Consider the following 14739-nt stretch of genomic DNA (forward strand, 5'->3'; position numbering starts at 1 on the left):
AAGGGCCGGAGGGGAAAGGCCTCACGAGAGCTTCATGAAGTTCCGACGTCGGAATCTCACGGATCTCTTCTGCGGCATTCCCTCTCCGCCCCGTATGACGGGGCGCCTGCCCCGATTACGGGGGAGGGAAAGTAGATCTTGCGGCGCACCCACATGCGAATGCCCGGCTGCCACACCGGGGATGGCTCAATCGCCATACTGGAATGACCAAGGGTTCTAACAACGCGAACGTTGGCAATGGTAGGGCGATCGTGAACACCCGCCCGCTCGAGGGCACGGGAGGAACGGGGATTCCGGATGAAGTCTGAGACAGACTACGACGTGATCGTCGTCGGCGGCGGCAACGCGGCACTGTGTGCCGCGATCTCGGCGGCCGAGGAGCAGGCGCGCGTGCTGTTGCTGGAGCGGGCGCCGGAAGAGGAGCGCGGCGGCAACACGGCCTACACCGAAGGCCTGATGCGGTTCGTCTACAACGGGGCGGAGGACATCCTGGCGCTCTCGCCCGATCTTTCGGAGGAGGAACAGAAGAGCGACTTCGGCAGCTACACCGAGGACGACTTCTTCAACGACATGGCGCGGGTGACGGAGAACCGCACCGACCCGGACCTGTGCGAGATCCTGGTGCGGCAAAGCAATCAGACGGTTCACTGGCTGCGTAGCCAGGGACTGCGCTTCATCCCCCAGTTCGGTCGCCAGTCTTTCAAGGTGAACGGGCGCTTCAAGTTCTGGGGTGGCGCGACCCTGGCCGTCTCGGGCGCCGGTCGCGGCATGGTCGACTATCTGTACCGGGCGGCGGCGCGAAAGGGTGTAGATGTCCTCTACGATGCCTGGGTGCGCGAGCTGCAATCATCGGACCGCGGCGTGCACGGTGTCGTGGCACAAATCGGCGGCCAGACGACGCGCCTTGCCGCGCGCTCAGTGATCCTGGCCTGCGGCGGGTTCGAGGCCAACACCGAATGGCGCACCCGCTACCTCGGCCCGGGGTGGGACCTCGCCAAGGTACGCGGCACGCGGTTCAACACCGGCGACGGGCTCGACATGGCGCTGCGCATCGGCGCGCAGCCCGCCGGCAACTGGTCGGGGTGCCATGCCGTCAGCTGGGAACGCTATGCCGAGAATTTCGGCGATTTCTCGGTGACGGACGACTACGAGCGCGACAGCTACCCTTTTTCGATCATGGTCAACAGCGAGGGCCGCCGCTTTCTCGACGAGGGTGCCGACATCCGCAACTACACCTATGCCAAGTACGGCCACATCGTCATGAAGCAGCCCGGTCAGTTCGCCTGGCAGCTTTTCGATTCCTCGGTCGGCCACCTGCTGCGGCCGGAGTACCGGGCCCGCCGGGTGACCAAGGTCGTTGCCGACTCGATCGAGGAGCTGGCCGAGAAGATCGAGGACGTGAACACCGGGCAGCTCCTCACCACCATCCGCGAGTTCAACGCCGCGGTGAAGCGCGACGTGCCGTTCGATCCGACGGTGAAGGACGGGCGAGGCACCAGAGGACTCGCCATTCCGAAATCCAACTGGGCCATTCCACTCGAGAATCCGCCGTTCGAGGCCTATGCCGTGACGTGCGGCATCACGTTCACCTTCGGCGGGCTCCGAATCACCACCGACGGCCAGGTGATGGACCAGAACCATCGGCCGATCCCCGGCCTCTACGCCGCCGGCGAGATGGTGGGGGGCCTGTTCTACTTCAACTATCCGGGCTCGACCGGCCTGACCAGCGGCGCGGTGTTCGGCCGCCTGGCCGGCCGCAGCGCGGCGACCGCGGCGCGCGGCTTGCGGGTCCAGGCGGCGCAATAGCGTTCCGGATCGACTACCAAGGGCCTGTGATGAAGTTTCGCGAGATGAATGCATCCAGCAAAGCTGTCATCCCGAGCGCAGCGAGGGACCTTTCTTGCTGCCTCAAAGGGCCCTCGCTCCGCCCGCGATGACAGGGTCTTTGTCGCGTGCACCACGCGTCAATACCTGAAACCGAAGCACTTGTTTTGTCGCATGCCCTAAGTGCTAGCGGCGCCGCCCAATCTTGCTAAGGTCATTCCCGGCAGCTGTCCGCTGCGGCGGCCGGCCGAACTCGTCCGGGTGCCGAAAGCAATGCAACTCCGCCAGCTAAGATACGTCGTCGAGGTGTACCGGCGGGGCAATCACATCTCCGACGCGGCCGATGCGCTGCACACCTCCCAGCCGGGTATCAGCAAGCAGATCCGGCTGCTCGAGCTCGAGCTCGGCTTCGATATTTTCGAGCGCACGCGCAATCGCATCGTCGGCGTCACCGAGGCCGGCCGCGCGGTCATCGAGATTGCCGAGCGCATCTTCGGCGAGGTCGCCGACATCAAGAAGATCCGCGACGATTACAACAAGGAGGAGGGCGGCAAGCTCATCATCGCCACGACCCATACTTTTGCGCGTTACGTCCTGCCGCGGGTCGTTCAGGCCTTCCTCCTGAAGCATCCCAAGGTGCAGGTCGGGCTGATGCAGGGCAATCCGACCGAGGTCTGCGAGTACGTCCATGCCGGCCAGGCCGACCTCGGCGTCGGCACGCAAAGCCAGAAAACCTTCCTCGGCCTGGTGCGCCTGCCGTGCCTCACGGTGACGCGCTGCGTGATGGCGAAGAAGGGCCATCCGATCCTCGACCTCGACAAGATCACGCTGAAGGACCTGGCCCGCTATCCGATCATCGCTCACGACAATTTCCGCAGCGGCGGATGGAACATCATCGAGAGCTTCCTGGAGAAGGGCATCACGCCCACCATCCCCTTCTCGGGCGTCGATTCGGATGTCGGCAAGACCTATGTCGAGCTCGGCATGGGAATCGCGATCATGGCTTCGGTCGCGGTCGATCCGGCGCACGATGGCGATCTCGAGGCGCGCGACGTCAGCCATCTCTTCCGCTCCAGCCCGGCCTATGTCTCGTTCCGCCGAAGCAGCTACCTGCGCAAGCTCGAGCTCGACTTCATGGAATTGCTCTCGCCCGCGCTGACGCGGCGCAAAGTCCTCGCCAGCCGCGAGGCTGCAGCATCGGGCGATACGGAAGAGCCACAATAGATATTGGCGATACCACTATGAGCGATTGTGGATTGCCGGCGGCGGGGGCGGCTCATAGCGTTTCGGCAACGGAGTCGAGTTCTCCTTCCCGGCGTCTTCGCTGGGGAGGTGCCCCCGTAATCGGGGGCGGAGGGGTCACGCTCGTCCGGACCGCGGGCGTCCCGCCCGCTCATGATCATGAGCATGAGCGGGCGGGACGCCCGCGGTCCGGAAGAGCATGATCCCCCGTCGCCGTAAGACGGCGACACTTCCCCAGCAAAAGCTGGGGAGGAGGGCGTGAGGAGGCGAAGGCTCGTGGACACAGGCAACGATACGAATGCCGGCCGATTGATCGGCTTCCTGCACGGACTGACGCTCGACGCCCTGCCTTCCGAGGTGGTGGCGAAGGCGAAGGATTGCCTGCTCGACGGCCTGGGCTGCGGACTGTTCGGCTCGGAGCAGCCGTGGTCGCGCATCGTCTGCGAGGAGATGGACGCGGACGGCCTGGCCGGCGCCTGTACCGTGATCGGCCGGACCAGGCCGCTGCCGGCGCCGGCGGCGGCGCTGTGCAACGGCACCGCGATCCATGGCTTCGAGCTCGACGACCTGATCGCCGAATCGATCGTTCATCCGGCGGCCACCGTCATTCCCGCTTCCCTCGCAGCCGCCGAGGCGTGTGGTGCCTCGGGCGAGCGCGTTCTGCTGTCGATCGTCGCCGGCTACGAGATCATGCACCGGGTCGGGCTGGGCCTGGGTGTCGGGCCGGCGCGACGCGGCTTCCATACAACCAGCCTTGCCGCGCCGATCGCCGCGACGATGGCCGCCGGCATAGTGATGGGTCTGTCGCTCGCCGACCTGCGGTCGGCGATCGGGCTTGCCTGCTCGGCATCCTCCGGCATCAAGACCTTCGCAGCCGGTCATGGCGGCGGCATGGTCAAGCGACTGCATCTCGGACGGGCGGCCGAGGCAGGTGTCCGCATGAGCCGCCTGGCGGCGCGGCAGTTCGCCGGACCGCCGCACGCGATCGACGGCAAGATGGGCCTGCTCGAGGTCTTCGGCGGCGACACCGCGCGTCCCGAGCGGCTGGCGCACGGGCTCGGCCGCGACTGGGCGGTGATGGATGTCTGGTTCAAGGTCTATCCGATTTGCGGCTGGATCCAGTCAGTCGTGCAGATCCTGTCGGACCTCCGGCGCGACAGGACCTTCCGGGCCGCCGATATCGAGAAAGTGCGCGTGGGCGTCAGCGCTTACGCCGCGCGCAACAACGGTGAGCCCGCGCCGGTCGACACGATGGGGGCGCAATACAGCATTCCCTACTGCGCCGCGCTGTCGCTGCTCGGCGATCCGCGCGATCCGGCGGAGTACGCCCGGGAACGGGTCGCCGATGCCAGCCTGCGCGCCGTTGCAGGCAAGGTCGAGATCCATGTCGATCCGGCCGCCGAGGCGGTCTATCCGGCGAAGTTCGCGGCCAGCGTCGAGCTCTCGGTCGCCGGCACGGCGCCGGTGTCGGCGCGCGTCGACGAATGCCGCGGCACGCCGGCCGATCCCTGCTCCAGCGCCGATCTGCGGGCGAAGTTCATGTTGCTGGCGGGCCGGCGGCTCCCCGCGCCGGAGGCGCAAGCCGTCGTGGACGACGTCGCGCGACTGGAGCGGTTGCCGGGCATCGAGCCCCTTGCCGGACGACTGAGAGCAGGCCCGGTGGCGCCGCGCCTGCAAGCCGCATCATGACGAACCCCTTCGCCGCACTGACGCAGCGGACAATCGATCTGCCGGGCATCGGCAGGACCGGATACTTTGCCCTGCCCGAGCTCGAGACGGCGGGGCTCGGTGCGATCTCCCGGATGCCGGTCGTCTTGCGGGTCGTCCTGGAATCCCTGCTGCGGCGCTGCGATGGCCGGCGCATCACGGAAGAACAGGTGCGCGCCCTCGCCGCGTGGCAGCCGAAGGCGCCGCGCCGCGAGGAGATCCCGTTCACCGTGGGGCGCATCATCCTGAACTGTGCGGCGGGCATCCCGCTGCTGGGCGACCTGGCGGCGATGCGCAACGCCATGCACCGCCGCGGCCTGCCGGTCGGCGCGGTGGCGCCTGCCGTTCCGGTGGACATGGCGCTCGACCACACCCTGACCGTCGACTTTCACGGCACTCCCGACGCGCTGCAGCGGAACATGGCGCTCGAGATCGAGCGCAATCACGAGCGCTTCCAGTTCGTGAAGTGGGCGATGCAGGCGTACGACGGCATCCGCCTGCTGCCGCCGGGCGCCGGCATCCTGCATCAGCTCAATCTCGAGTTCCTGGCGCCGGGGATCCTGTGGAAGGATGGCCTCGCCTTTCCGGACACGATGGTCGGAACGGACTCGCACAGCTGCATGATCGCAGGATTGGGCGTGGTCGGCTGGGGCGTCGGCGGGATCGAGGCGCAGGGGGCGCTCCTCGGCCAGCCGGTGGGCTTCCTGACGCCGGACGTCGTCGGCGTGCACGTGTCGGGCAACCTGCGCGAGGGCGTCACCGCCACCGATCTCGTCCTGCACGTCACCGAGATGCTGCGCAAGGCCAAGGTCGTCGGCAAGTTCGTCGAGTTCCACGGCGAGGGGGTCCGGGCGCTCAGCCTGCCGGACCGCGCCACCATCGCCAACATGGCGCCGGAGTACGGCGCGACCATCGGCTATTTCCCGGTCGACGAGCAGACCTGCCGCTACCTGCGCCAGACCGGTCGCGACGACGACCGCGTCCGCGCCACCGAGCAGTATTACCGGGCGCAAGGCCTGTTCGGTGCGCCGCGTGCCGGCGCGGTCGACTATTCCGCCATCCTGGAGCTCGATCTCGCGTCCGTCGGCCCCAGCCTGGCCGGGCCGAAGCGGCCGCAGGACAGGGTGGCGCTGCAGGGTCTCAAGGCGAACTTCCGTGCCGCCTTCGATCTGCCGGCCGACCCTGCCAGCGAGGACCGACGGCGGCCGCGCAACGGCGATGTCGTGATCGCCGCCATCACCTCCTGCACCAACACCTCGAATCCCGGTGTGATGCTGGCGGCCGGCCTGCTCGCGCGGAAGGCCGCGGCCCTTGGCCTGCGCGCCGCGCCCTGGGTGAAGACCTCCCTGACGCCGGGCTCGCTGGTCGTCAGCCGCTACCTCGAGGCCAGCGGCCTGCAGGCCTCTCTCGATGCGATGGGCTTTGCGGTCGCGGGGTACAGTTGCGCCACCTGTGTCGGCGCATCGGGACCAATCGATCCGGCGCTCGAGGAGGACATCAAGGCGCGCGATCTCGTCGCCTGCGCCGTCCTGTCCGGCAATCGCAACTTCGAGGCCCGCATCCATCCGTCGGTGCGCGCGGCCTACCTCGCCAGCCCGCCGCTGGTGGTGGCTTTCGCCATCGCCGGCACCGTCGACATCGACCTCGAGAGCGAGCCGCTCGGCCGCACGCCGGCCGACGATCCCGTGTTCCTGCGCGATATCTGGCCCACCGCCGCCGAGCTCGCCGATGCGCTGGCGGCCGCCGCCGATCCCGCCTTCTACCGGGAGACCTATTCAGGCGACCTCACCGATCTCAATCCGCGTTGGCGCGAGATCCCGTTCGAGTCGGGCGCGCTTTTCCCATGGGCCAGCGGATCGAGCTACATCAAGGAGCCGCCGTTTCTCGCCGATCCGCTTCGCCGGTCGGCGCTGCAGGACATCGTGGGCGCGCGGGCGCTGGCGATCCTCGGCAATTCGGTGACGACCGACCACATCTCCCCGATCGGCAGCATCGGCCGGGAGTCGCCCGCCGGGCGGTACCTCCAGGGAAACGGAGTGGCGTCGAAGGATTTCAACAATTACGGCGCGCGCCGCATGAACCACGAGGTCATGATCCGCGGCGCCTTCTCGAACGTTCGCCTGAAGAACCACGTGGCGGCGGGCCGCGAAGGCGGCTTCACGCGGCACCAGCCGTCGGGTGAGGAGATGACGATCTACGATGCGGCGATGCGCTACGAGCAGGAGGGCGTACCACTGGTCATCGTCGCCGGCGAGGAGTACGGCACCGGCAGCGCGCGCGACTGGGCGGCGAAGGGCACAAGGCTGCTCGGCGTGCGGGCGGTCGTGGCCGCGAGCTTCGAGCGCATTCATCGCTCCAACCTGGTCGGCATGGGCGTGCTGCCCTGCCAGTTGCCGGACGGCACGACGGCGGAGACGCTCGGCCTCGACGGCACCGAGACGCTCGACCTGACGGGCCTGGCGGACGAGGTGCGCGCGGGCCAGCCGGTCACGCTCCGCATCCACCGCCGCGACGGCAGCGTCGCCGCCGTGCCGCTGCGGCTGCGCCTCGATACCCAGGCTGAGCTCGACTACGTGCGGGCAGGCGGCATGATGCCGTACATCCTCGATACCCTGATCGAGGCGGCTGCCTGACTGTTCAACTCCCTCCCCAGCTTCGCTGAGCGAAGCTGGGGAGGTGCCCCGTCTTACGGGGCGGAGGGGTCATGCTTCATGCGGACCGCGGGCGTCCCGCCCGCTCATGATCATAAACATGAGCGGGCGAGACGCCCGCGGTCCGGAAGATCTTGACCCCTCCGCCTGCCTTCGCCGTAAGACGGCGACGCCTCCCCAGCAGAGCTGGGGAGACACCCAGCACGCCCTGCGCGCACCACGATGCCGAGAAAATCGGGGCGGTACCCGATTTTCATAGGAGCAAGCTCGGCCTCAAACCAGCGCCCTGCGGGTCTCGTCGAGCCGGGCCTTGGCGTCGTCGCGCAGCAGGACGGTGGTGCGATGCATGAGGCGCCGCTGCGGCAAGGCATAGTCGCCGATCGCCAGATGTTGCGTCGCGTAGTTGTCCCAGATGACGAGATCGCCCGGCCGCCATTTGTGGCGATAGACGAACGCGGGCTTGACCAGATGCGCGAACAGCTCGTCGAGCAGCGCACGGCCTTCCGCCTCGGGCAGCGCGTTGATCGTCGTCGTGTAGGACGGGTTGACGTAGATCGCCTTGCGGCCGGTGATCGGATGCGGCAGCACGACCGGTTGATCGACCGGCGGGACCTCGCTCTCCTGCTCCTTGGTGAGGTCGGGACGGTTGGAGCCCTGGGCCTGCTTCAGTTTGTAGTAGTGGATGAAGGAATGCGGCGCCGTGAGCCGCGCCAGTGACGCCTTCCTTTCCTCGGGCAACGCGTCGTATGCGGCTGCGGCGCTCAGGAACACGGTGTCGCCGAAGGTGCGGTCTCCCCGGGGCTCGGGGATCTCGCGGCCGAGCAGCAGCGAGCATCGGCACGGCGTCTCGACGTAGGAGGTGTCGGCGTGCCAGATCTGGCCGGCGTCGCCGATCCCCGTCGCCTGGCCGTTGTCCTCGATGTTGGACAGCACCAGAAGCTCGGGATGCTCGCTCGAGAGGTAGGGCTTCAGCACGTGGCTCTGCAGCGTGCCGAAGCGTCGGCTGAGCGCCACGTGATCGTTCTCGTCGAGCGTCTGGCCACGGAAGAGCAGCAGCGAGTGCTCGTCGAACGCCTTCTCGATCCGGTCGAAGGTTTCGGCATCGAGCGGCTGCGCCAGGTCGATGCCAAACACCTCGACGCCGAAGCGGGTGTTGAGCGGGCGCAGATCGAGCTGCATGTCGTTCCTCCCGACAAGGTCGCCGCCTTTGGCGGTCGTGATCCGAGAGGCTAACACCCGGGAAATATGGGCCTGAATATCGTTGGCTTATAGCAGCATGCGGATTCAGTCTGGCGATGTCGCCGATGCGATGCAGCTCTCTTCACGCGCTCGCGGCGCGCCACTCCGTGGCGCTCATGCTCTTCTGGACCGGAGGTCCAGAAGAGCATGACTCCTTTGTCGCCGTTGGACAGCGATTTCTCCTCAGCTTCGCTGTGGGGCTCGAGTGGCGCCCTCGAGGAGCGCATCGTAGCCGCGCTCGTTGAACTGCAGCAGGCAGAAGCCGTGGCCGAATGGATCGGCGAGCATGGCGATCCGCCCGTAGGACGTGTCCTTGGCCGGCGCCTCGAGCATCGCGCCGGCGCCGACCGCGCGCGCCACGGCACTGTCGACGTCATCGACGACAATGTCGGCGTGGACGGGTGTCCAGTGCCTCTCGTAGCGCCGACGATCGCCGCCCGCCCCGACGGTACCGGCCTGCTTGGTGAGCAGGTAGACCTTTGCCGGCCATCCCACGAGCTCGACGAAGTCGGATCCAAAGCGACGACCAACCTGGAGGCCGAATGCCGTCGTATAGAAGCGCATTCCGGTCTCGACATCGGGTACGTCGATATTGAGCAACAGGGTCATCTCGTTCCTTTCGGACAGGGTGATCGCTGAAATTGCCGGACGTTCTCGAGACCACGAGCTTCCCATGTGCGCCGTGTGCACGCTCGCAGTTTTAGGACGTGGTCGCTCCGGGGTGGGCAGCGAGGCCCTGAATATCGTTGGCTTATAGCAGCATGCTAATTCAATCTGGTCAGCTCGATTCACCGCACGGCAGCCCACGCTTATGGTTCGCGGGCAGAAGGCCTTCGCTGAAAGGTCCGGCAGTGGGAGGATTGAATGACCAGACGAGTCCGCGACCTCATCGTATCGGTCGCCGTTGCTGTCGCCTTCGCGGCCGCGTGGCTGGGCCTTCCGGCTGTTGTTCATGCCGCGTGGCCGGACAAGCCGGTCAAGATCGTCGTGCCGTGGTCGGCCGGCGCCATCACCGATGCGTTGGGACGCCTGCTCGCGCAGGAATATTCGAAGGCGCTCGGCCAGCAGTTCGTCGTCGAGAACCGGCCCGGCGCCGCCGGCAACATCGGCGCCGAGGCGGTCGCCAATGCCAAGCCGGACGGCTACACGCTGCTGCTGACCAATCCCGGTGCATTCGTCACCAATCACTTTCTCTACAAGACCATGCCGTTCGCGCCGAACGACTTCGACGTGATCGTCGTCGTCGCGAAGTTCCCCAACGCCCTGATCGTCAACAAGGACGTGCCCGCCAATTCGGTGAAGCAGCTGATCGCCTACGCCAGGGCCAATCCCGGAAAGCTCAACGGGGCATCGGCCGGAGTCGGCACCTCGGGGCACCTCTCGCTCGAGCTGCTGAAGAACATGGCCAAGGTCGACATCGTTCACGTGCCCTATCAGGGCGCGGCGCCGGCGCGGTTCGACCTGGCTGCGGGCCGCGTGCAGGTCGTGGTCGACAACATCCCGAGCTATGTGGCGTTGGTGACGGACGGGTCCGCCAGGCTGCTCGGCGTCGGCACCCGCGAGCGGCTGGAGGATTTCCCCGACGTGCCGACGATCGAGGAAGCCGGTGGCCTGCCGGGCTTCCAGGCCATCGTCTGGTACGCGCTGGCCGCTCCCAAGGGAACGCCCGTCGAGGTCCTCGACACGCTGAACCGCCTCACCAACGAGGCGATGGCCCGGCCCGACTTCCAGAAGCAGCTGAAGAACCTGCACGCCATCCCCGTAGGCGGCAGCCGGGCCGACGCCAGGAATTTCATCAAGGACGAGACCGCCCGCTGGAAGACCGTCATCTCGGCGGCGGGCGTCCAGGCCCAGTGACAAAGCGCAGGGAGCTCCATGGCACAGACCGCACTCGCATCGCTCGTCGGTCGCCTGACCGACCGGGGCGTGCGTCACATCTTCGGCGTTCCCGGCGGCGATTGCTCGCTCGACCTCATCGACGCGGCGACCAGGGCCGGCATCCAGTATGTCCTGTGCCGGACCGAGAATGCGGCGGGCTTCGCGGCGGCCGTGACGGGCGAGATTACCGGCTCGATCGGCGTCGTCATGACGACGCGCGGACCGGGGCTCACCAATGCCGTGAACGGCATGGCATACGCCCATCTCGACCGCTCGCGCCTGATGCTGATCGCCGACCATTATGATGCGGAACTCGACTATGTCAGCCACCAGCGGCTCGACCAGGCCGCGATCCTGCGACCGATGCTGCGCGGCGACGCGCGCATGGACGGGGGCGGCTTCTCGCGCGATCTCGACGGGCTGCTCGATCTCGCCTTTGCGCAGCCGAACGGGCCGATCTATCTCGAGATCACCAACCGGGGGGTCACTGCGCCAGTCGACGAGACACCGCGACGGACATCGCGGCCCGCCGTTGCGCCGCTCGACGAGGCCGCGCTTGCGGCGATCCGCGAGTCGGTTTCAGCCGCGCGCCGGTCGCTGATCATCGCCGGACCTCAGGCCTGCGATGCCGCGGCCGCCGCGGCGTTGCGCCGGCTGGCCGAGGCCTGGCGCGTGCCGGTCTGCACGACCTATCGCGCCAAGGGCGTGATGCCGGACAGCCATCCCTTGACCATCGGCCACTACATCGGCGGCGTCGCCGAGGAGAAGGCGGTGGCGGAGGCGGACCTGATCGTCCTCTACGGCTTCGACGCCGTCGAGTTCCCGCCCGGACGCTGGCGCTACGCGGCGCCGGTGATCGAGCTGACGCGCTATCCGTTCGATCGCCGGCTGGTGAAGCCGCGTGTCAGCCTGTGCGGCGATCTTGCGGCGATCGGCGACAGGCTGGCCGACATGCCGGTCGCCTCGACCTGGGACCCCGAAGCCCTTGCGCGAGCCAAGGCGCAGATTCACGCTGCCGGCGATTCGTCGGGTCCCGGACCGATCTCGCCGCAGATGGTGGTGGATGCCGCCCGCAAGGCCGCCCCGGCGAACGCCCGCATTGCCATCGATGCCGGGGCGCACATGCTTCCGGTGCTGCATCACTGGGTGTGTGACGAACCGCGCCAGGCGCTGCTGTCGCGCGGCCTGGCGACGATGGGCTTCGCGGTGCCGGCGGCGATCGGCTCCTGCCTCGCCGACCCGGCGCGGCGGGCGATAGCCTTCACCGGCGATGGCGGCCTGATGATGTGCGCCGGGGAGCTCGCCACCGCGGTTCAATACGGTTGCAAGCCGGTGGTCGTGGTCTTCAACGACTCCTCGCTGACCCTGATCGGCGCCAAGCAGGAACGGCGGCAGCTGCCCAAGAACGGCGTCGACTTCTCGCCGTCGAACTTCGCCCAGGTCGCCGCCGGCTACGGCTGCACCTCCTTCAGAGTCGAGCGGCCGGACGATCTCGACCCGGCTTTCGCGGCGGCCTTCGCCGGCGACCAGGCCGCCGTCGTCGACGTCGTGGTCAATCCGCGCGCCTACCATCGCCAGATCGTCGCGCTGCGCGGGTGAGGGGCGGACAATCACTGCCGGGAGCACGCCACTCGAGGCGGAGCAATCTCCGCCGGCTGTGGCGCTCATGCTCTTCCGGACCGCGGGCGTCCCGCCCGCTCATGCGTCCTTGCTGTCATCTGAGCGCAGACGGAGTGAGCACATCGTGCAAGTCCCTCCCCACCTGCGCGGCCGAAGCCGCTTCGGCGCGGCGAAGGCCCGTATGACGGGGCACCTCCCCATAGGCGTCAAGTCAATTCAACGCCTATGGGGCACTTCCCCTGTGGCGCTGTTTACAGCGCCACAGGGGGAGGAAAAGGAGGTGTGCCCACTCCGGTGTGTCTCGGGACGGCGGAATGAATCATGAGCGGGCGGGACGCCCGCGGTCCAAAAGAGCATGAGAGCCACAGCCGGCGGAGATTACTCCGCCTCGAGTGGCGCGCTCCCAGCAAAGAGAATTGACTCCGATCATCTGGCCGGTAAGTCTCCTGGAAACGATCGTAAACTCGGGGAGCTTGGGAGGTGGCAATGATCAAGATCAATCGACGGACTTTCGCGGCGGGTAGCGCTGCGCTCGCGATCGCGCCTCGCGTGGCGAGCGCCCAGGACAAGAAGACTCTGCGCTTCGTGCAGGCCGGCAACCTGACGATCCTCGATCCGATCTTTACGACGGCCTACGTCACCCGCGACCACGGCTACATGATCTACGACACGTTGTTCTCGATCGACGAGAAGAACGAGGTGAAGCCGCAGATGGTCGACAAGTACGGGGTCTCGGCCGACAAGCTCACCTGGACCTTCACCCTGCGCGACGGGCTGGAATGGCACGACGGCCAGCCGGTGACGGCCGAGGATTGCGTCGTCTCGATCAAGCGCTGGGCGGCGCGCGACGGGATGGGCCAGAAGCTGATGGAGTTCGTCGCCGACATCTCGCCGGTCGACGCCAAGACCTTCACGCTGAAGCTCAAGCAACCGTACGGCCTGGTGCTCGATTCGCTCGGCAAGCAGTCGTCCAACGTGCCCTTCATGATGCCCAAGGCGATCGCGTCGACCGATCCCTTCAAGGCGATCGACAGCCAGGTCGGTTCCGGTCCCTTCATCTACGTCAAGGCCGAGTCCAAGCCTGGCGAGCGGCACGTCTACATCAAGAACCCCAAGTACAAGCCGCGGGCGGAGCCGGCCTCGGGCCTGGCCGGCGGCAAGGTCGCCAAGGTCGACAGGGTCGAGTTCGTCGACATGCCCGACCCGACGCAGCAGGTGAACGCGCTGATCGCCGGCGAGATCGACATGATCGAGAACGTGCCGCACGATCTCCTGCCGCTGCTGAAGCGCGACAAGAGCGTGCAGACGGTCATGTGGAACCCGCTCGGCCAGCAGTTCGTCATCCGCTTCAACCACCTGACCAAGCCGTTCGACAATCCGAAGATCCGCCAGGCCGCGCTGCTGGCGATGCGCCAGGAGGACTACCTCAAGGCGACGGTGGGAGAGCCGGAGTTCTATAAAGTCTGCACCGCCGCCTTCGTCTGCGGCACGCCCAACGGCGTGGAGCTCCAGGGCGACCTGCTGGTCAAGCCCAACTTCGAGAAGGCCAAGGCGCTCCTCAAGGAGGCGGGCTATGACGGCTCGCCCGTGGTGCTGATGCAGTCGACCACCTTGCCGGTACTGACCAACATGGCGCCCGTCACCAAGGCGCTGCTCGAGCAGGCCGGCTTCAAGGTCGACATGCAGTCGATGGACTGGCAGACGGTGGTCTCCCGCCGCGCCAGGAAGGATCCGGCCACCCAGGGCGGCTGGAGCGCCTTCCACACCTACGCCATCGCCGCCGACATCCTGAACCCGATCTCGGCCAACTGGATGATCGCCGACCCGGCGAAGGCCTGGTTCGGCTGGCCCAACGATCCGGAGATGGAGAAGCTGCGCGACGCCTACGCCCGCGAGACCGATCCGGCCAAGGCCAAGGCGATGGCGGTGGCGGTGCAGAACCGCGCCATCGAGCAGGCGCAGTACGGCTGGCTCGGCATGTGGTTCGGGCCGGGCGCCTCGCGCGCCAACATCACCGGTTGGCTCAAGGCGCCGGTGGTGGTGCACTGGAACATCGAGAAGAAGTGACGGAGCAACACGTCGCCGACGGGGCGCGGACCGACGTCCGCGCCCCCGACGGCACCCGGCTCGCAGTCTACGAATGGGGCAACCCGGCCGGTCCCGAGGTCGTGCTGATCCACGGCTTCGCCCAGTCTCACCTCTGCTTCGTTCCGCAGTTCCGAAGCTCGCTCGCCGAGCGGTTCCGGCTGGTTGCCTTCGACCAGCGCGGACACGGCGCTTCCGGGCAGCCGACCGATCCGGCGGCGTACCAGGGCAACCGGGTCTGGGCCGACGATATTGCCGCCGTGCTGGAGGCAAAACGACTGAAACGTCCGGTCCTCGTCGGCTGGTCGATGGGTGGGCGGGTGATCCGCCAGTACCTGATGGTCCACGGCGATTCACGCCTCGCCGGAATCAACTTCGTCGCCTCGCAGGTGATCGAGGACCCGAGATGTCGCGGGCCTGCGGCGCCCAAGCGGCCGCCGGACGAACAGACGTTCGAGGAGGAGATCGAGGCGGCGATCGCCTTTGCCGACGG

The 14739-nt window shown here is 67.3% G+C and carries 10 protein-coding genes; 8 read left to right on the top strand and 2 right to left on the bottom strand.

The window, feature by feature from the left end; genetic code table 11:
* Window positions 1-297 precede the first annotated feature (297 nt).
* From tcuA to acnA, 4 genes are all read left to right on the top strand, one after another.
* Window positions 298-1806, top strand: a complete 1509-nt coding sequence (gene tcuA / locus AB7O82_RS30805; protein WP_428620995.1) for an FAD-dependent tricarballylate dehydrogenase TcuA — start codon at window positions 298-300, stop codon at window positions 1804-1806.
* A gap of 291 nt (window positions 1807-2097) precedes the next feature.
* Complete coding sequence (locus tag AB7O82_RS30810; RefSeq protein ID WP_428620996.1) at window positions 2098-3048, top strand: LysR substrate-binding domain-containing protein; 951 nt, start codon at window positions 2098-2100, stop codon at window positions 3046-3048.
* Between the two features lie 294 nt (window positions 3049-3342).
* The gene (locus tag AB7O82_RS30815) at window positions 3343-4755 is read left to right on the top strand and encodes an MmgE/PrpD family protein (RefSeq protein WP_428620997.1); all 1413 of its coding nucleotides are present in this window, start codon (window positions 3343-3345) and stop codon (window positions 4753-4755) included.
* Window positions 4752-7406: an aconitate hydratase AcnA gene (gene acnA, locus AB7O82_RS30820; protein ID WP_428620999.1), complete on the top strand. Its 2655-nt coding sequence runs from the start codon at window positions 4752-4754 to the stop codon at window positions 7404-7406. The genes AB7O82_RS30815 and acnA overlap by 4 nt, the downstream gene beginning before the upstream one ends.
* 291 nt (window positions 7407-7697) lie before the next feature.
* On the opposite strand, the gene AB7O82_RS30825 is transcribed toward acnA, so the two are convergent.
* Together AB7O82_RS30825 and AB7O82_RS30830 are read right to left on the bottom strand one after the other, a co-directional pair.
* The gene (locus AB7O82_RS30825) at window positions 7698-8603 is read right to left on the bottom strand and encodes a TauD/TfdA dioxygenase family protein (protein WP_428549428.1); all 906 of its coding nucleotides are present in this window, start codon (window positions 8601-8603) and stop codon (window positions 7698-7700) included.
* A 243-nt stretch (window positions 8604-8846) separates the two neighbouring features.
* Window positions 8847-9272: a VOC family protein gene (locus AB7O82_RS30830; RefSeq protein ID WP_428621000.1), complete on the bottom strand. Its 426-nt coding sequence runs from the start codon at window positions 9270-9272 to the stop codon at window positions 8847-8849.
* A 255-nt stretch (window positions 9273-9527) separates the two neighbouring features.
* Between AB7O82_RS30830 and AB7O82_RS30835 the strand changes: the two genes are divergently transcribed.
* The 4 genes from AB7O82_RS30835 to AB7O82_RS30850 form a co-directional block, all read left to right on the top strand.
* Window positions 9528-10520 carry a Bug family tripartite tricarboxylate transporter substrate binding protein gene (locus AB7O82_RS30835; protein ID WP_428621002.1) on the top strand — a complete coding sequence of 331 codons (993 nt, stop codon included), beginning with the start codon at window positions 9528-9530 and terminating at the stop codon, window positions 10518-10520.
* Window positions 10521-10538: 18 nt separating this feature from the next.
* The gene (locus AB7O82_RS30840; protein ID WP_428549422.1) at window positions 10539-12140 is read left to right on the top strand and encodes a thiamine pyrophosphate-binding protein; all 1602 of its coding nucleotides are present in this window, start codon (window positions 10539-10541) and stop codon (window positions 12138-12140) included.
* Between the two features lie 507 nt (window positions 12141-12647).
* A complete protein-coding gene (locus tag AB7O82_RS30845; protein WP_428549420.1) occupies window positions 12648-14228 on the top strand; it encodes an ABC transporter substrate-binding protein in 1581 nt (526 codons plus the stop codon).
* A partial coding sequence (locus AB7O82_RS30850; RefSeq protein WP_428549418.1) for an alpha/beta fold hydrolase occupies window positions 14225-14739 on the top strand: 515 nt, incomplete at its 3' end. The genes AB7O82_RS30845 and AB7O82_RS30850, both read left to right, overlap by 4 nt.

The sequence above is a fragment of the Reyranella sp. genome, assembly GCF_050185545.1.
Lineage (GTDB): Bacteria > Pseudomonadota > Alphaproteobacteria > Reyranellales > Reyranellaceae > Reyranella.

What these genes read in the sequence shown, in the direction of transcription:
- tcuA (WP_428620995.1), top strand. Translation starts at nt 298, where the DNA reads ATGAAGTCTGAGACAGACTACGACGTGATCGTCGTCGGCGGCGGCAAC.
- AB7O82_RS30810 (WP_428620996.1), top strand. Translation starts at nt 2,098, where the DNA reads ATGCAACTCCGCCAGCTAAGATACGTCGTCGAGGTGTACCGGCGGGGC.
- acnA (WP_428620999.1), top strand. Translation starts at nt 4,752, where the DNA reads ATGACGAACCCCTTCGCCGCACTGACGCAGCGGACAATCGATCTGCCG.
- AB7O82_RS30825 (WP_428549428.1), bottom strand. Translation starts at nt 8,603, where the DNA reads ATGCAGCTCGATCTGCGCCCGCTCAACACCCGCTTCGGCGTCGAGGTG.
- AB7O82_RS30830 (WP_428621000.1), bottom strand. Translation starts at nt 9,272, where the DNA reads ATGACCCTGTTGCTCAATATCGACGTACCCGATGTCGAGACCGGAATG.
- AB7O82_RS30835 (WP_428621002.1), top strand. Translation starts at nt 9,528, where the DNA reads ATGACCAGACGAGTCCGCGACCTCATCGTATCGGTCGCCGTTGCTGTC.
- AB7O82_RS30840 (WP_428549422.1), top strand. Translation starts at nt 10,539, where the DNA reads ATGGCACAGACCGCACTCGCATCGCTCGTCGGTCGCCTGACCGACCGG.
- AB7O82_RS30845 (WP_428549420.1), top strand. Translation starts at nt 12,648, where the DNA reads ATGATCAAGATCAATCGACGGACTTTCGCGGCGGGTAGCGCTGCGCTC.